Annotated in this window: 14 protein-coding genes; 11 read left to right on the top strand and 3 right to left on the bottom strand. The window is 69.4% G+C overall.

All coding sequences use genetic code 11. The features are described from left to right. Positions 1-196: 196 nt before the first annotated feature. Positions 197-2593, bottom strand: a complete 2397-nt coding sequence (locus tag Q2K21_RS12660; RefSeq protein WP_386275965.1) for an MFS transporter — start codon at positions 2591-2593, stop codon at positions 197-199. 245 nt (positions 2594-2838) lie between these two features. Next, positions 2839-3282, bottom strand: coding sequence for an SRPBCC family protein (locus Q2K21_RS12655; protein WP_310770023.1), 444 nt, complete (start codon positions 3280-3282; stop codon positions 2839-2841). A gap of 333 nt (positions 3283-3615) precedes the next feature. On the opposite strand from Q2K21_RS12655, the gene Q2K21_RS12650 reads away from it, so the two are divergent. The 3 genes from Q2K21_RS12650 (at position 3616) to Q2K21_RS12640 (ending at position 6898) form a co-directional block, all read left to right on the top strand. Further along, the gene (locus Q2K21_RS12650; protein ID WP_310770021.1) at positions 3616-4698 is read left to right on the top strand and encodes an Rv2578c family radical SAM protein; all 1083 of its coding nucleotides are present in this window, start codon (positions 3616-3618) and stop codon (positions 4696-4698) included. 137 nt (positions 4699-4835) lie between these two features. Further along, complete coding sequence (locus Q2K21_RS12645) at positions 4836-6413, top strand: alpha/beta hydrolase (protein WP_310770020.1); 1578 nt, start codon at positions 4836-4838, stop codon at positions 6411-6413. Between the two features lie 77 nt (positions 6414-6490). Further along, on the top strand, positions 6491-6898 hold the full coding sequence (locus Q2K21_RS12640) for a RidA family protein (protein ID WP_310770018.1): 408 nt from the start codon (positions 6491-6493) through the stop codon (positions 6896-6898). A 111-nt stretch (positions 6899-7009) separates the two neighbouring features. Here Q2K21_RS12640 and Q2K21_RS12635 read toward each other — a convergent pair whose 3' ends face one another. Continuing rightward, positions 7010-7585, bottom strand: a complete 576-nt coding sequence (locus Q2K21_RS12635) for an adenylosuccinate lyase (protein ID WP_310770016.1) — start codon at positions 7583-7585, stop codon at positions 7010-7012. Between the two features lie 361 nt (positions 7586-7946). Between Q2K21_RS12635 and Q2K21_RS12630 the strand changes: the two genes are divergently transcribed. The 8 genes from Q2K21_RS12630 to Q2K21_RS12595 all read left to right on the top strand — a co-directional run bounded on the left by Q2K21_RS12630 (position 7947) and on the right by Q2K21_RS12595 (position 18030). Continuing rightward, on the top strand, positions 7947-9752 hold the full coding sequence (locus Q2K21_RS12630) for a 3-hydroxyacyl-CoA dehydrogenase family protein (RefSeq protein WP_310770014.1): 1806 nt from the start codon (positions 7947-7949) through the stop codon (positions 9750-9752). A gap of 136 nt (positions 9753-9888) precedes the next feature. Beyond that, positions 9889-10701 carry a TetR family transcriptional regulator gene (locus Q2K21_RS12625; RefSeq protein ID WP_310780902.1) on the top strand — a complete coding sequence of 271 codons (813 nt, stop codon included), beginning with the start codon at positions 9889-9891 and terminating at the stop codon, positions 10699-10701. Positions 10702-11129: 428 nt separating this feature from the next. After that, positions 11130-12467 (top strand): crotonyl-CoA carboxylase/reductase, encoded by a 1338-nt coding sequence (ccrA, locus tag Q2K21_RS12620; protein WP_310770012.1) that lies wholly within the window; start codon positions 11130-11132, stop codon positions 12465-12467. An 18-nt stretch (positions 12468-12485) separates the two neighbouring features. Next, on the top strand, positions 12486-14513 hold the full coding sequence (locus Q2K21_RS12615) for a protein meaA (protein ID WP_310770011.1): 2028 nt from the start codon (positions 12486-12488) through the stop codon (positions 14511-14513). Beyond that, entirely contained in the window at positions 14510-15475 is a 966-nt protein-coding gene (locus tag Q2K21_RS12610) for an HpcH/HpaI aldolase/citrate lyase family protein (RefSeq protein WP_310770009.1), read from the top strand. Before Q2K21_RS12615 ends, Q2K21_RS12610 begins: the two co-directional genes overlap by 4 nt. Before the next feature lie 15 nt (positions 15476-15490). Next, positions 15491-16003 (top strand): MaoC family dehydratase, encoded by a 513-nt coding sequence (locus Q2K21_RS12605; protein WP_310770007.1) that lies wholly within the window; start codon positions 15491-15493, stop codon positions 16001-16003. A 3-nt stretch (positions 16004-16006) separates the two neighbouring features. After that, entirely contained in the window at positions 16007-17212 is a 1206-nt protein-coding gene (locus Q2K21_RS12600) for an acyl-CoA dehydrogenase family protein (RefSeq protein WP_310770005.1), read from the top strand. Between the two features lie 170 nt (positions 17213-17382). After that, a complete protein-coding gene (locus Q2K21_RS12595; protein WP_310780900.1) occupies positions 17383-18030 on the top strand; it encodes a phosphatidylserine decarboxylase in 648 nt (215 codons plus the stop codon). The last annotated feature ends 22 nt before the right edge of the window (positions 18031-18052 follow it).

The raw sequence follows: 18052 nt of genomic DNA, 5'->3' as shown, positions 1-18052 counted from the left end.
TCCACAAGATCTGTACCGCCACAACCACCGTACGACCACGGCCGGTCGTGATGTGTGGCATTACGCGAATTGCGTCCGGGGGCGCCTCCGGCGCATCTTCAGGGGCGCGAGGCTGTGAAATTGCACGGCTCGCCGCGTGGGCGCGCTCGGCCATGCACGGCCGGCGGCCGACGAACCGAGCCGACCCACCACCCCTTCAGTCCTCATGCCCCAGCTGCAGATCCCGCTCCGTCCTGCCGCCCCCGGCAACCTGCAACACCGTAGCCACCGGCGGGTACCCCGCCGCGATGACGGTGTACTCACCGGAGGACAGGTCGACGAATCGGAACGTTCCGTCGGCGCCCGTGGTGAGCGTGTCGACGACATTGCCCGCGGCGTCGAGGAGCGTCACGCGCGCGTCCTCGACCGGCCGTCCGTCCCCCGCGCGCACGGTGCCGCGCAGCACCGCGCCGCCCGCGAGTTCGACGTCCTGCCGGGTCTCGCGCGAGGCCTGCACGCTGACGGGCAGCGCCGCCGGGCGGAAGGCGGGCGCGCTGGCGGCGAGGGTGTACTCGCCGGCCACCAGCTCACCGATGACGTATGTCCCTTCCCGCCCGCTGCGCGTACTGGCGACCACCTCCCCGTGCACGTTGGTGAGCGTGACGGCGGCGTCCCGCACCGGTGTGCCGTCGGCCGTGAGCACGCTCCCCGCCAGGCGCCCCGCGCCGCCGAGCACGACGTCCAGCTCCACCGCGCGCTCCGCCACGGTCACCGAGACCGCCTGCGGCTGGTGACCGCCGGCCGCGGCGATGAGGACGTACGACCCTGATCCGGGCGTGGACAGCGCGTACCGCCCGTCCTCGCCGCTCGCGCCCCGTCCGATCTGCCGTCCCCCGACGTCGATGAGGGTGAGGGCGGCACGCGGCACGACGGTGCCGTCGGGGTGCTGGACCGTGCCGCAGACGGGCACTCCGGCGGCGTACGGCGTACGCGCCTGCGGGACCTGGGCCATGGGCGGGGTCTCGGCGGAGGCGTTGTGGGACACCAGTGGTTTCTCCTTGAGGAAGAAGGCGATGAACAGGCCGAGGACGATCACCGGCACGAGGAGGAGGAAGATCCGCGGCATGGCGTCGGCGTAGGCCTCGATGTACGCGTCGCGCAGGGCCGGGGGCAGTGCGTGGACGAGTTGCGGGGTGATGGACTGCGGGTCGGGCAGCTGGGCGCCCGCGCGCGCGGGAAGGCGTTGCGCGAGCGCGTCCGAGAGCCGGTTCGCGAACAGGGTGCCGAAGACGGCGGCCCCGACGCTGCCGCCGATCTGCCGGAAGTAGTTGTTGGCGCTGGTCGCGGTGCCGAGGTCGGCGGGGCGCACGGAGTTCTGCACGGCGAGGATCAGGACCGGCATCACCATGCCGATGCCGGCGCCGAGTACGGCCATCCAGATGCTGTACTGCCACCGCGGCGTGTCCACGTCGAGCCGGGACAGCAGCCACATGCCGACGGCGGCCAGGACACTGCCGAGGACCGGGTGGACCTTGTAGCGGCCGGTGCGGCTGACGAGTTGTCCGCAGACGATCGAGGCACCGACGATCCCGGCCATCATCGGCAGCATCAGCAGTCCGGACTCGGTGGCGCTCGCCCCGTCGACCATCTGCAGGAAGGTGGGGAGGTAGCTGGCGGCACCGAACAGTGCGACGCCGATGACCAACCCGACCAGGGCGGTGACGTTGAAGACGGAGTCCCTGAACAGCCAAAGGGGGATGAGGGGTTCGGCGGCGAACCGCTCGGCGACCAGGAAGAGGAGGATCGCGGCGGCCGCACCCGCGCCCAGGCCCAGGATGACCCGCGAGTCCCAGGCGTACTCGGTGCCGCCCCAACTGGTCAGCAGCACCAGGCAGGTCGAGGCGGCGGCCAGCAACAGGGTGCCGAGCACGTCGAGTCGGGCCTTCGCGACGGGCCTCGGCAGTTTCAGGACGACGGTGACAACGGCCAGGGTGACCAGGCCGAAGGGCACGTTGACGTAGAAGCACCAGCGCCAGGAGAGGTGATCGGTGAAGTACCCGCCGAGGAGGGGGCCGGCGACAGAGGCGAGGCCGAAGGCGGCGCCGATCGTGCCCATGAAGCGGCCGCGTTCGCGGGGCGGGACGATGTCCGCGATGATCGCCTGAACCCCGATCATGAGCCCGCCGGCGCCGACACCCTGGAGGGCGCGGAAGGCGATCAACTGGTCCATGCTCTGCGCCCGTCCGGCGAGCGCGGAGCCCACGACGAAGACGGCGATCGCGAACTGGAAGACCCCCTTGCGGCCGAAGAGGTCGCCCAACTTGCCGTAGACCGGCAGTCCCACGGTGGAGGTCAGCAGGTACGCGGTGATGGCCCAGGACATGCGGTCCAGGCCGTGCAGTTCACCGACGATCCTCGGGAGCGCGGTGGCCACGATCATCTGGTCGAGAGCGGCGAGCAGCAGCGCGAGCATGAGCCCGACGAAGACCAGGCGCACCCGCCGGGGGTCGAGGGCCGCCTGCCGTTCGGTGCCGACCGGCTCCTGGGGCGTGTCCCGGACCACGGGCGGCACGGCCCGCTCGATGTCCACGTCCACCGGAGTCGTCCCGCCCACGTACCGCTCCCCTCGTCGCGCCTGCGCCGCCCATTTCTCGCATTGCGCGACAACTGGGAGCAAGCGCGACGAGTCGCCGGCGAAGCGGGCCGGGTGGAGGTATCCGCCGGTCGGAGCCCTACGGCGTACAACAGCGGCCGTACGTGAAACCACTCGAAACGGTGAGCGCGAGAATCATCCGGACGACCGGCGGGGTGCGCTCCGGGGCTCGGGGCTCGGGCTCCGCGCCCCCGGAGCGCGCGGTGTTACTTCTCCACCTCGGCGGCCAGCTTGGCGAGCACCGCGTCGTAGATCCGGCCGAGGCCCTTGGGAGCGAAGGTCTTCTCGAAGAAGCCGCCGATGCCGCCGGCACCCTTCCAGGTGGTGGTGACGACGACGCGGGACTTCCCCTCGCCGGCCGGGGTGACCCGCCAGGTGGTGACCATGGAGGAGTTGCGGTCCTTCTCGACGAGTTCGCCGTCGGTCGGCTCGCTCACCTCCAGGAGGCAGTCACGAACGCGCTTGCTGGTGGCCTGGAGCTTCCAGTGCACGAGGGTGCCCTCGCCGTCGCCGCCCTCTCGCACCTCGTACTCACTGAAGTGCTCGGACAGCAGCCTCGCCCGGGTGCCGCTGTAGTCGGCGACGGTGTCGAACACCGTCTCCGCGTCCGCCGCGATGATCCGCTCCGTCGTGGCCTCGACCTGCGCCATGACTTTCCTCTTCCTGTACATGTGATGGGGTGTGCGCCATCCCATCACACCCGGGGCGCGCTCATGGCCGGGGCGTCGAACCCTCGCCAGTGGCCGCACACGCCCACCGCGCCCCGCGCGATGTCACGCCGGGGACTTGTCGGGGGCCGGTGAGACGAAGGAATCGACGAGGGCCGTCACCCACTCCTCCGGATTTCTCGCGACCGGGGTGCGGCACCGACCATCAGGCGTGACACCCGCGAATCAGGCCTATCGAACGATCGATCGAATTAATCTCACGATCAAGGGAACGCGTGTTCTATTCTGTGCCCCAGTGCTACCGAGGAGGCGCCCATGCGCTGGGACCATCTGGCCGAGAACCCCGCCACCGCCCACACCGCCGCGCTGTTCGACGCGGACGCGGTGACGACCCGCACGTTCGACACCCCGGAGTTCCGTGGCATCACCTTCCACGAGGTCCGGGCCCGCTCGATCGTGAACCGGGTGCCCGGCGCCTCCCGCATGCCGTTCGAATGGACGGTCAACCCCTATCGGGGCTGCACGCACGCGTGCGTGTACTGCTTCGCGCGCAAGACCCACAGCTACCTGGATCTCGACACGGGGCTCGGCTTCGACACCCAGATCGTGGTGAAGGTCAATGCCCCGGAGCTGCTGCGGGCCCACCTCGGCTCGCGCCGCTGGCACGGCGAGCACATCGCGATGGGCACCAACGTCGACTGCTACCAGCGGGCCGAGGGCCGCTACCGGCTGATGCCGGGCATCATCGCGGCCCTGCGCGACCACGCCAACCCGTTCTCCATCCTCACCAAGGGCACGCTGATCCTGCGCGACCTCGACCTGCTGAAGCAGGCCTCGGAGGTCACCGACGTCGGCATCTCCGTCTCCATCGGCTTCGTCGACCAGGAGCTGTGGCGCACCGTCGAGCCGGGCACCCCGGCACCGGAGCGCCGCCTGGACGTCGTGCGCACCCTGGGGGAGCACGGCATCGGCTGCGGGGTCCTGATGGCCCCGGTGATCCCGTTCCTGAGCGACCATCCGGCCCAACTGCGCGCCACCGTGCGGGCGATCGCCGCCGCCGGAGCCACCTCGGTGACACCGCTGGTACTGCATCTGCGCCCGGGGGCCCGTGAGTGGTTCATGGCCTGGCTGGAGCGCCGCCACCCGTATCTCGTACGCCGTTACGAGCGGCTGTACGCGGAGGGCGCGTACGCCCCGAAGTGGTACCAGCGCCGGATCACCCGTCAGGTGCACGATCTGGCCCAGGAGTACGGCATCGGCCCCACGTGCGCGGGGATGCCGCGCAGGATCCGCCGGGCCGAGCCGCTGCCCGAGCACGCGGTGGCCGAGCACACGATGACCGAGCAGGCCGCGGCCGAGCACCCGACGACCGGACCCACTCAACTCTCGCTTCTCTGACAGCATCCGAGGGCTTCCGGCGACCCAATTGGGTCAAGTCTGACCTGAACGCGCACTTCTTGACGGGCTTTTAGGGACGATACGGCGAGGACCGGACATTCCTGGTCCGACCCCCTCCGTCCTGGGAGGCCTGAACAATGACAAAACGCGCAGCCGTGCTGTGCGGTGCCGCCGTCGTGGTGGCCGGGATGCTCACCTCCGTCCCGGCCGACGCGAGCGCTCCGCGCACCGCGGACACCGCGCAAGCGGCGAAACTCACCTGGAAGAAGTGCGGCAACCCGAAGTATCCGACGCTCCAGTGCGCGTCCGTGACGGTTCCGCTCGACTACACGGACCCGCACCGACAGCAGATCACGCTGGCGCTGTCGCGTGTCCCGCACACCGCGAAGACCTATCAAGGACCGCTGCTGGTCAACCCCGGCGGGCCCGGCGGCAGCGGTCTCACGCTCGCCGGATTCGTGGCGTCCTCGCTGCCCAAGGCGGTGGCGGCGCAGTACGACGTCATCGGCTTCGATCCACGGGGCGTGGGCAAGAGCGAGCCCGCCCTGAACTGCACGCCCGGTTACTTCAACCCGGTGCGCCCGGACTCGGTGCCCGGCACACCCGCCCTGGAGAGGGCCAACCTCACCCGTGTCGTGTCGTTCGCCAGGTCGTGCGCCACCAAGTACGCGCGCGTGCTGTCGTACATCGACACCATCAGCGCCGCGCGGGACATGGACGCGATCCGGCAGTCGCTGGGCGCCGAGAAGGTCAACTACTTCGGGTACTCGTACGGCACCTACCTGGGCGCCGTCTACGCGAAGCTCTTCCCGCAGCGGGTACGCCGTCTGGTGCTCGACTCCATCGTCGACCCCACGGGTGTCTGGTACGACGACAACATCCAGCAGGACTACGCGTTCAACGACCGCCATCTGGCGTTCCTGGCGTGGGTCGCCAAGCACGACGCGACGTACCGGCTCGGCACCGACCCGGCCAGGGTCGAGGCCAAGTGGTACGCGATGCGGGCGGCACTGGCCAAGAACCCGGCCATGAAGAAGGTGGGCGCCTCCGAGCTGGAGGACACCTTCGTCCCGGGCGGCTACTACAACGGTTACTGGCCCTTCCTCGCCGAGGCGTTCGCGGCGTACGTGAACGACAAGAACCCCGGCCCGCTGGCCGAGGTACACAAGAGCTTCGGCGCGGTCGACGCCTCGGGCGAGAACGGCTACAGCGTCTACGCCTCGGTGCAGTGCCGTGACGCCTCCTGGCCGCGCGACTGGGGGCAGTGGCACAAGGACACCTGGGCCGTGTACAAGAAGGCGCCGTTCATGGCCTGGAGCAACGCCTGGTACAACGCGCCGTGCCTCTTCATGCCGACGGCGCCGCTGCGGCCGGTGAACCTGGCCAACGACGCGCTGCCGCCGACGCTGCTGTTCCAGGCGACCGACGACGCCGCCACCCCGTACCGGGGCGGCGTGACGGTGCATCACCTGCTGCGCGGCTCCAGCCTGGTGGTCGAGCAGGGCGGCGGGAACCACGGCATCACGCTGAGCGGGAACGCCTGCCTGGACAAGTACCTGGCGGCGTACCTCACCGACGGCACGGTGCCGCACGGCCGCGGCGAGGTCGACGCGGTGTGCCGGAAACTGCCCGATCCCGAGCCACTGAGCGCCAAGACGGCGTCCGCCGGCTCACGCGGTTCGACGCTGCACGGGCTGCTCGGCTTCCGCGGCTGAACAGGGTTGAGCAGGGTTGAGCAGTGATTGAGCGGCCCGTCGGGGGCGTTGTCAGACCCATGGTCCACCATGGACGCATGAGTGAGCTGACCAGGATTCCCGCCCCCGACGGCGTCGCCCCTGCCGCCGCCTACACCCACGTCGTCGTCGGGTCCGGGCGCTTCGTCGCGGTCTCCGGCCAGCTCGCCCTGGACGAGAACGGCAAGCTCGTCGGCGAGGGCGACCCGGCCGCGCAGGCCCGGCAGGTCTTCGAGAACCTCCGCCGCTGTCTGGCCGCCGCCGGGGCCGCGTTCGACGACGTGGTCAAACTGACCTTCTTCGTCACGGACATGGCGTACCTGCCGGCGATCCGCGCGGCCCGCGCCGAGCACATACCCGAGGACCGTCTGCCCGCCGCGTCGGCGGTGCAGGTGGTGGCGCTGGTGCGCCCGGAGTTCCTGATGGAGATCGAGGCGTACGCCGTGCTGCCCGAGCGCCCCGTATAACCCGTGACCGTGCGAGCAACCCGTGACCTGGACGGGGTCGCCGTGCCCGAGGTGCGGTACGCGGCCAGGTTGCCGCTCCACGGCCCGCGGCTCACCGCTGCCGGTGACGGCTCACCGTTGCCCGGGGATGCGCGCCAGCGCGTGCACCGCCGCCTCGGCCAGCGCCGGGTGCGCGAGCGCCTCGTTCAGCACGGGTCCGGCCCGGTCGTCGCCGAGGGCGCCGAGCCCTTCCACGCAGGCGAGCGCTACCTTCCGGTACGGATCGTGCGGCCGCAGTCTGCGTTCCAGCGTGGTGATCAGCGCGGGCACGGCCTCGGGGGCGCGCAGCTCGACGAGCAGGCGTACGGGGTGGAGGGCGTAGGCGACGCGGAGTTCGTTCGTGGCGAGGGCGGCCGCCGCGCGGGCGGTGCGCGGGTCGCCGAGCCGGGCCAGGGCGTGCGCGGCCGTCGCGCAGCGCTGCGGGTCGCGGTGGTTGAGCAGCAGCACGAGCGCCTCGAACGCCCGTCGGTCCCCCGCGACGCCCAGCCGGAAGGCGGCCAGCTCCCGTGCCCACAGCGGCTGCCCGGGCTCGGTCAGCACGGCGGCCAGCCGGTCGAGGTCGTCGGTGGCCATCAGCCGCTCGTACACCGGGGACCCGCCGGACTCCGCCTGTACACGCTCCGTGAGTGATCGCAACGCTTCGTCCATGGGCCGAGCCTAGGCGTGCGGGCCAGACGCGGGGGCCACATCACAAAGTCCGGGGGGTGGCGCGCTCGTTACCCGTCAGTTAAGCTCAATCGAGCGAGTTACCCACTCGCGCGACTTGCGGTGGCCTGGTGACGCAGCCACCGCGAGTGCTGGTCGGTTCGGTACATCGCGTACCTCAGTACGACTCGGCTCCGGGACAGGGCCGGTCGGATCACCGTTCCGGGCGTGTGCACGCCTGTGGACGACACCGGGCGTGTGCGCTCGTCAGCCCGGCAAACACCCGCACTCCTCGCACTGTGTGCGCCCCTTGGCGTATCCAGGCGCGCTCCTCAGTCGTCACCCTCATCTCTGGAGTCCCGCCATGGCCACTCCCCTGTCCGACACCCCTCTGTCCCCGCTCAAGACCATTGCCGTGGTCGGTCTCGGCACCATGGGCACCGGCATCGCCGAGGTGCTGACCCGGGCCGGCCGCGAGGTCGTCGGCATCGACATCAGCGAGGCCGCGACCACCCAGGCCGTCGCCTCCCTGGAGGCCGCCACCGCCCGCGCCGTGAGCCGCGGACGGCTGACCGAGCAGGAGCGCGACGACGCCCTCGCCCGCTTCCGCACCTTCACGGACGTGCAGGCCGCCGCCGACGCCGATCTGGTCATCGAGGTGGTCCCGGAGTCGTACGAGATCAAACAGCAGGTCTTCCGCACCCTCGACGGCATCGTGCGTCCGGACACCATCCTGGCCACCGGCACCAACGCCCTCTCCGTCACCCGGCTCGCGGCCGACTCGGCCCGCCCGGAGCGCGTTCTCGGGCTGCACTTCTTCAACCCGGCGCCGGCGATGCGGCTGGTCGAGGTCGTCTCGTCCGTGCTGACCGCCCCAGCCGCCATCACCGCGGTGACCAACCTCGCCCTCGACCTGGGCAAGGAGCCCGTCGCGGTGGGCGACCGGCCCGGATTCGTCGCCGACGGTCTGCTGTTCGGCTACCTCAACCAGGCCGCCGCGATGTACGAGGCCAAATACGCCTCCCGCGAGGACATCGACGCGGCGATGAAGCTGGGCTGCGGGCTGCCCATGGGGCCGCTCGCCCTGCTCGACCTGATCGGCGTCGACACGGCCCGTACGGTCCTGGAGGCCATGTACGCCGCCTCCCGTGACCGGCTGCACGCGCCCGCGCCGATCCTCAGGCAGCTCAGCGAGGCGGGCCTGACCGGGCGCAAGTCGGGGCGCGGCTTCTACACCTACGAGGCGCCCGGCAGCCCGACCGTCGTGCGGGACGCGCTGACTCCCCTGGAGGGCGGCTCCCTGGTCCCGGGGCGCCCGGTCCGCTCGGTCGGTGTCGCCGGCTCCGGCACCATGGCGTCCGGGATCGCCGAGGTCTTCGCCAAGGCCGGGTACGAGGTCGTCCTCGCCGCCCGCACCGAGGAGAAGGCCCAGGCCGCCAAGACCCGGATCGGCAAGTCGCTCGCACGTTCGGTCGACAAGGGCCGGATGACGGCCGAGGCGGCCGCGCAGACGCTCGACCGGATCCGGCCGACGGGCACCTACGACGCCTTCGCGGACGTCGACCTGGCCCTGGAGGCCGTCGCCGAGGACCTGGAGATCAAGCAGCAGCTGTTCGCCACGTTCGACAAGGTCTGCAAGCCCGGCGCGATCCTGGCCACCACCACCTCCTCGCTGCCCGTCGTCGCCTGCGCCCGCGCCACCTCGCGCCCGCAGGACGTCATCGGCATGCATTTCTTCAACCCGGCGCCGGCCATGAAGCTGGTCGAGGTGGTCCGTACGGTGCTGACCGCGGACGACGTGCACGCGACGGTCCGCGAGCTGTGCGGATCGATCAGGAAGCACCCGGTGGACTGCGGCGACCGCGCCGGATTCATCGTGAACGCCCTGCTGTTCCCGTACCTCAACAACGCGATCAAGATGGTGCAGGAGCACTATGCGTCTCTCGACGACATAGACGCGGCGATGAAGCTGGGCGGCGGCTACCCGATGGGTCCGTTCGAACTGCTCGACGTGGTCGGTCTCGATGTCTCGCTGGCCATCGAGAAGGTCCTGCACCGCGAGTTCCGCGACCCGGGCCTGGCACCGGCCCCACTCCTGGAGCACCTGGTGGCCGCGGGCTGCCTCGGCCGCAAGACCGGCCGCGGCTTCCGCGAATATGCCAAGCGCTGACCGGCCCGGCGACTGGTCCACGGGCGACGCCGACTGGGGCGGACTGCTGGACCCCGCCGGTCACCCCCCGCCCCCCTGGGGCGGGGGGAACCCGGGGCATGCGCATCACCCTGCGCACATGCAGTACGTTCGGGTCATGTCCCAGCCCGCCAAGTCCTCACGTCCACCAGCCACGCCCGACGCACCGGAGAGTGCGGCAGGCAGTCGTGCCGCCGCCCAGCGGCTCAAGATGCGCCGAGAACTGGCGGCCGCGGCCATGGAGCTGTTCGCCACCAAAGGGTACGAAGCGACCACCGTCGACGAGATCGCGGCGGCCGCCGGGGTCGCCCGGCGCACTTTCTTCCGCCACTTCCGTTCCAAGGAAGAGGCGATCTTCCCCGACCACGACGACACCTTGATCCGGGCCGAGGCGGTGCTGAACGCCGCGCCTCCGCACGAGCACCCGCTCGACACGGTGTGCCGCGGCATCAAGGAAGTCATGAGGATGTACGCGGCCCGGCCGGAGATCTCCGTGCAGCGCTACAAGCTGACGCGCGAGGTGCCGACGCTGCGCGAGGCGGAGATCGCCTCGGTGGCCCGTTACGAGCGCCTCTTCACCCGCTATCTGCTGGGCCACTTCGACGAGCACGCGCACGACGACGACGCGAACGACGATCCGCTGCTCGCGGAGGTCGCCGCGTCGGCGGTCGTCACGGCACACAACCACGTACTGCGGCGCTGGCTGCGGGCGGGCGGCCAGGGAGACGTCGAGGCCCAGCTCGACCACGCTTTCGCGATCGTGCGCAAGACGTTCGGCACGGGCATCGGAGCCGGGCGCAAGGCCGCGCCCCGAACGGCGCCGGCCTCCGCGACGACGCAGGGGGAGGTGCTGGTGACGGTGGCCAGGACCGACGCGCCCCTGGACGAGGTCATGCGCACCATCGAGCAGGCGCTCAAGGAGCGTTCCTAGCCGTTCACGCCGTTCACCCGTTCGGACGCATCACTGGCGGGCCTGCGGAGGCACTGAGTGCCTCCGCAGGCCCGCAGTGCGTTGCGCCTACTCAGGGGTGACTCTGATCGATCATCGCTCATTTGTTACGCGGATATTTCATCTGAGGGCAATTTCTGGCACCCAGTGCCTTGCGGGGTGACACGCCGTGCCATACGTTGGTCATGTCCGGGCGGCCGGCGTGCAGAGACCATTCGTGCGCCGGCTGTCCCCGCAAGCCTCCCTCGGCGAGCGCGCCCGGACGCCTGCGTCACAGGCACCCTCCCGCGCCACAAAGCGCTGCCAAGCACCACCTCCGCCGAACCGACGGCACCTTTCACACCAGCAGCAGCACACCGACGTAACCCTCAGCGTCTCCCCTCAAGACGCCATTCGCCGGAGGCAACACCGTGAAGGACATCCTGGACGCGATTCAGTCGGGGACGGCCACGTCCGCCGATTTCGCCGCTCTGCCGCTCCCCGAGTCGTACCGCGCGGTCACCGTGCACAAGGACGAGACGGAGATGTTCGCCGGGCTCACCACCCGCGACAAGGACCCCCGCAAGTCGCTGCACCTGGACGAGGTCCCACTGCCCGAGCTCGGCCCGGGCGAGGCCCTGGTGGCCGTCATGGCCTCCTCCGTCAACTACAACTCGGTGTGGACCTCGATCTTCGAGCCCCTGCCGACCTTCGGCTTCCTGGAGCGCTACGGCAAGCTCTCCGAGCTCACCAGGCGCCACGACCTGCCGTACCACATCATCGGCTCCGACCTCGCGGGCGTCGTCCTGCGCACCGGCCCGGGCGTCAACGCCTGGAAGCCCGGTGACGAGGTCGTCGCGCACTGCCTGTCGGTGGAGCTGGAGTCCTCGGACGGCCACAACGACACGATGCTCGACCCCGAGCAGCGCATCTGGGGCTTCGAGACCAACTTCGGCGGCCTTGCCGAGATCGCTCTCGTCAAGTCCAACCAGCTGATGCCCAAGCCGGACCACCTGAGCTGGGAGGAGGCCGCCGCCCCCGGCCTGGTCAACTCCACCGCCTATCGGCAGCTCGTCTCCCGCAACGGCGCCCAGATGAAGCAGGGCGACAACGTGCTGATCTGGGGCGCGAGCGGCGGCCTCGGCTCGTACGCGACCCAGTTCGCGCTCGCGGGCGGCGCCAACCCCATCTGTGTCGTCTCCTCGCCCGCCAAGGCGGAGATCTGCCGCTCGATGGGCGCCGAGGCGATCATCGACCGCACCGCCGAGGACTACAAGTTCTGGAAGGACGAGCACACCCAGGACCCGAAGGAGTGGAAGCGCTTCGGCAAGCGCATCCGCGAGCTGACCGGCGGCGAGGACGTCGACATCGTCTTCGAACACCCGGGCCGTGAGACCTTCGGCGCCTCGGTCTACGTCACGCGCAAGGGCGGCACGATCGTCACCTGCGCCTCGACCTCCGGGTACAACCACGAGTACGACAACCGCTACCTGTGGATGTCCCTGAAGCGGATCATCGGCTCGCACTTCGCCAACTACCGCGAGGCCTGGGAGGCCAACCGGCTCATCGCGAAGGGCAAGATCCACCCGACGCTCTCGAAGGTGTACCCGCTGGAGGAGACCGGTCAGGCCGCGTACGACGTCCACCGCAACCTCCACCAGGGCAAGGTCGGCGTCCTCTGCCTCGCTCCCCAGGAGGGCCTGGGCGTGCGCGACGAGGAGCTGCGCGCCAAGCACGTCGACGCCATCAACCGCTTCCGGAACATCTGAGGACGGCGGAGGTCATAGATGACAGAGCGTCAGAAGGACCGGCCTTGGCTCATGCGGACGTACGCCGGTCACTCCACGGCCGAGGCGTCCAACGAGCTGTACCGGCGCAACCTCGCCAAGGGCCAGACCGGCCTGTCGGTCGCGTTCGACCTGCCGACACAGACCGGCTACGACTCCGACCACATCCTCGCCCGCGGCGAGGTCGGCCGGGTCGGGGTCCCGGTCGCGCACCTCGGTGACATGCGCCGGCTGTTCCAGGACATCCCCCTGGAGCAGATGAACACCTCGATGACGATCAACGCCACGGCCATGTGGCTGCTGGCGCTCTACCAGGTCGTCGCGGAGGAGCAGGGCGCGGACATCACCAAGCTCCAGGGGACGACCCAGAACGACATCGTCAAGGAGTACCTGTCGCGGGGCACGCACGTGTTCCCGCCGGGGCCGAGTCTGCGCCTGACGACGGACATGATCGCGTACACGGTCTCCCACATGCCCAAGTGGAACCCGATCAACATCTGCAGCTACCACCTGCAGGAGGCGGGCGCCACGCCGGTCCAGGAGATCGCGTACGCCATGTCCACGGCGATCGCCGTTCTCGACGCGGTGCGCGACAGCGGCCAGGTGCCGCAGGAGCGCATGGGCGACGTCGTCGGCCGTATCTCCTTCTTCGTGAACGCGGGCGTCCGCTTCATCGAGGAGATGTGCAAGATGCGGGCCTTCGGGCGGATCTGGGACCGGATCACGCGTGAGCGGTACGGCATCGAGGACCCCAAGCACCGCCGTTTCCGCTACGGCGTCCAGGTCAACTCCCTGGGCCTGACGGAGGCCCAGCCCGAGAACAACGTCCAGCGGATCGTGCTCGAAATGCTGGCCGTGACCCTCTCGAAGGACGCACGCGCGCGTGCCGTCCAGCTCCCGGCCTGGAACGAGGCACTGGGCCTACCCCGGCCCTGGGACCAGCAGTGGTCGCTGCGCATCCAGCAGGTGCTCGCGCACGAGAGCGACCTGCTGGAGTACGACGACATCTTCGAGGGCTCGCACGTCGTCGAGGCGAAGGTCGCCACGCTCGTCGAGGAGTCGCTCGCCGAGATCGAGCGGATCCAGGAGATGGGCGGCGCGATGGCCGCCGTCGAGTCGGGCTACCTGAAGTCGCAGCTCGTCGCCTCGCACGCGGAGCGCCGGGCGCGTATCGAGTCCGGCCGGGAGAAGATCGTCGGCGTCAACATCTTCGAGACGACCGAGCCGAACCCGCTCACGGCCGATCTGGACACCGCGATCCAGACGGTCGACCCGGCGGTCGAGGCGCGCGTCATCGCCTCGCTCCAGCGCTGGCGCGACACCCGCTACCAGCCGCCCTTCAACCACCCGCGCCCGTGCAAGGCGCTGGAGCGGCTGAAGGAGGCGGCCAAGGGCACCGGCAACCTCATGGAAGCCACCCTGGAGTGCGCCCGCAGCGGGGTCACGACCGGTGAGTGGGCCGGGGCGCTGCGCGAGGTGTTCGGCGAGTTCCGCGCGCCGACCGGGGTCTCGTCAGCGCCGGTGGCGGTGGCCGCCGAGGAGGGCACGGCCCTCGCCGAGGTACGCCGCAAGGTGGACGCCACCGCCCGTGATCTGGGCGTGGGCAAGCTCCGCTTCCTGGTCGGCAAGCCGGGCCTGGACGGGCACTCCAACGGCGCCGAGCAGATCGCCGTGCGGGCCCGTGACGCCGGGTTCGAGGTGGTCTACCAGGGCATCCGGCTCACGCCCGAGCAGATCGTGGACGCGGCCCTCGCGGAGGACGTGCACGCGGTCGGCCTGTCCATCCTCTCCGGCTCGCACGCCCAGCTCGTGCCGGACGTGCTGGAGCGGCTGCGCGAGGCCGGCGCGGCCGACATCCCGGTGATCGCCGGCGGGATCATCCCGAACGGTGACGCCGAGCAGCTCAGGGCCGCTGGAGTGGCAGCGGTCTTCACCCCGAAGGACTTCGACATCACCGGGATCATCGGCCGTATCGTCGACGAGATCCGGAAAGCGAACAAGCTCGACCCCCTGGAGGTCCCCGCATGACAACGCCCGTCAATCGTCTGCGTCCGCGGCGCTCCTGCCTCGCGGTGCCGGGAAGCAACCCCCGCTTCCTGGAGAAGGCGCAGGGCCTCCCCGCCGACCAGGTCTTCCTGGACCTGGAGGACGCGTGTGCGCCGCTGGCCAAGCCCGAGGCGCGGCACACCATCGTCAAGTTCCTCAACGAGGGCGACTGGACGGGCAAGACGCGGGTCGTGCGCGTCAACGACTGGACGACCGAGTGGACGTACCGCGACGTCGTGACGGTGGTCGAGGGCGCGGGCCCGAACCTGGACTGCATCATGCTGCCCAAGGTGCAGAACGCCGAGCAGATCGTCGCCCTGGACCTCCTGCTGACCCAGATCGAGAAGACCATGGGCTTCGAGGTCGGCAGGATCGGCATCGAGGCGCAGATCGAGAACGCACAGGGCCTCAACAACGTCAACGCGATCGCGCAGGCTTCCCCGCGTGTGGAGACGATCATCTTCGGCCCGGCGGACTTCATGGCGTCGATCAACATGAAGTCGCTGGTCGTGGGCGAGCAGCCGCCCGGCTACCCGGCGGACGCGTACCACTACATCCTGATGAAGATCCTGATGGCCGCCCGCGCCAACAACCTCCAGGCGATCGACGGCCCCTACCTGCAGATCCGCAACGTGGAGGGTTACCGCGAGGTCGCCCAGCGCGCCGCGGCCCTCGGCTTCGACGGCAAGTGGGTGCTGCACCCGGGCCAGGTCGAGGCGTCCAACGAGATCTTCTCGCCCTCCCAGGAGGACTACGACCACGCCGAGCTGATCCTGGACGCGTACGACTACTACACGTCCGAGGCGGGCGGAAAGAAGGGCTCCGCGATGCTCGGCGACGAGATGATCGACGAGGCCAGCCGCAAGATGGCCCTGGTCATCTCCGGCAAGGGACGCGCCGCCGGCATGCAGCGCACCAGCAAGTTCGAGATCCCCGCCAGCTAAGGAGCCCTGAGCGCGATGCAGTTCGGACGGACCTACGAGGAGTTCGAGATCGGGGCGACGTACAAGCACTGGCCGGGAAAGACGGTCACGGAGTACGACGACCACCTGTTCTGTCTCCTCACCATGAACCACCACCCGCTCCACATGGACACGAACTATGCGGAGAAGACGACGGACTTCGGCCGGAACGTCGTCGTGGGGAACTACATCTACTCGCTGCTGCTCGGCATGTCCGTCCCGGACATCTCCGGCAAGGCGATCGCCAACCTGGAGATCGAGTCGCTCAAGCACGTGGCGCCGACGTTCCACGGTGACACGATCTACGGCGAGACGACCGTGCTCGACAAGTGGCCGTCGAAGTCGAAGAACGACCGCGGCATCGTCCATGTCGAGACCAAGGGCTACAAGCAGGACGGCACCCTCGTGTGCGTCTTCCGCCGCAAGGTGATGGTGCCCACCGAGACGTACATCAAGGAACGCGGCGGCGAGCAGCCGGGCCGCCCGGAGCTCAAGCAGCAGGAGAAGTAGGCCATGGCCCGTCTCGCCCAGACCGCCGGTCTGACCGACATCCAGCAGGAGATCCTCTCCACCGTCCGTGGCTTCGTGGACAAGGAGATCATCCCGGTCGCGACAGAGCTGGAGCACCGCGACGAGTACCCGCAGCAGATCGTCGACGGCCTCAAGGAACTCGGCCTCTTCGGCCTGATGATCCCCGAGGAGTACGGGGGTCTGGGCGAGTCGCTCCTCACCTACGCCCTGTGCGTGGAGGAGATCGCCCGCGGCTGGATGTCGGTCTCCGGCATCATCAACACGCACTTCATTGTGGCGTACATGCTCAAGCAGCACGGCACACAGGAGCAGAAGGACTATTTCCTGCCGAAGATGGCGCTGGGCGAGATCCGCGGCGCCTTCTCGATGTCGGAGCCGGGTCTGGGCTCCGATGTGTCGGCGATCACGTCGAAGGCGGTCAAGGACGGCGACGAGTACGTCCTGACCGGTCAGAAGATGTGGCTGACGAACGGCGGCACGTCCTCGCTCGTCGCCGTGCTCGTCCGGAGTGACGAAGGACACCCCGAGGGCACGGCACCCCACAAGTCGATGACGACCTTCCTGGTGGAGAAGGAGCCCGGCTTCGGCGAGGTCCGCCCGGGCCTCACCATCCCCGGGAAGATCGACAAGATGGGTTACAAGGGTGTCGACACCACGGAACTCATCATGGACGGGCTGCGCATTCCGGCCAATCGGGTACTCGGCGGGGTCACCGGCCGTGGGTTTTACCAAATGATGGACGGCGTGGAGGTCGGCCGGGTGAACGTGGCCGCGCGTGGCTGCGGTGTCGCCCAGCGCGCCTTTGAGCTGGGCGTTTCCTACGCCCAGCAGCGGCACACCTTCGGCAGGCCGATCGCCCAGCACCAGGCCATTCAGTTCAAGCTGGCGGAGATGGCTACCAAGGTCGAGGCCGCGCATGCCATGATGGTGAACGCAGCGCGCAAAAAGGACTCCGGAGAGCGAAACGACCTCGAAGCGGGGATGGCGAAGTACCTCGCCTCCGAGTACTGCAAGGAAGTCGTGGAGGATGCTTTCCGGATCCACGGCGGCTACGGCTTCTCGAAGGAGTACGAGATCGAGCGTCTCTACCGCGAGGCCCCGATGCTGCTGATCGGTGAAGGTACCGCCGAAATCCAGAAAATGATCATCGGTCGCCGACTGCTCGAAGAGTATCGACTCCAGGGCTAGTTGTCCGGGTTCGGGGTGTTTTCTCCGCGAAGAAGATCACACCCCGTCCATACTCTTCGGCCGCCGACTCGGCTTCCTGGCTTGCCCAGTTGCGGCCCGCGACCGGTACGATCGCCGGAAAGCCGCCGTCCCCCGTTGAAGCGCGGCATCATCCGCTACGAAGGTCATCCATGCCCCACAGCCAAACCTCTGCACCTCGCGGCCGGGTCCGCCTCGCGCGCGGAGCATCGCCGTGGCTTCTCCCGACCGTTGCCACCGCAGCACTCAGCCTGGCCCGGGCGCGCCGCTCCGGCGCCGCCAAGGCCGTGGCCGTACCCGCCACCGCGCTGGCGGCGGGCATGCTGTGGTTCTTCCGCGACCCTGAGCGCGAGATCGCCCAGGGCCGGGTCATCTCGCCGGCCGACGGTGTGGTGCAGAGCATCATGCCGTGGAAGGACGGACGCACCCGCGTCGCGATCTTCATGAGCCCGCTCAATGTCCACGTCAACCGCGCGCCGCTCTCCGGCACGGTGACGTCGGTCGAGCACATCCCCGGCGGGTTCGTTCCGGCGTTCAACAAGGAGAGCGAGAACAACGAGCGCGTCGTGTGGCACTTCGACACCGAGCTCGGCGACATCGAGATGATCCAGATCGCCGGCGCGGTGGCCCGCCGCATCGTCCCCTACATCCCGCAGGGAACGAAGGTCGAGCAGGGCGACCGGATCGGCCTGATCCGGTTCGGCTCGCGCGTCGACATCTACCTTCCGGAAGGTGTCGAGGTCGCTGTCGAGGTCGGCCAGAAGACGGTGGCTGGGGTGACTCGCATTGACCGTGATTGATCCCGACACCAAGGCCGGCTGG

It is taken from the genome of Streptomyces sp. CGMCC 4.7035, from assembly GCF_031583065.1.
In the GTDB taxonomy this organism is placed as follows: domain Bacteria; phylum Actinomycetota; class Actinomycetes; order Streptomycetales; family Streptomycetaceae; genus Streptomyces; species Streptomyces yaanensis.
Note: the sequence above shows the minus strand (reverse complement) of the source record. Positions and strands in the feature narration are given on the sequence as shown.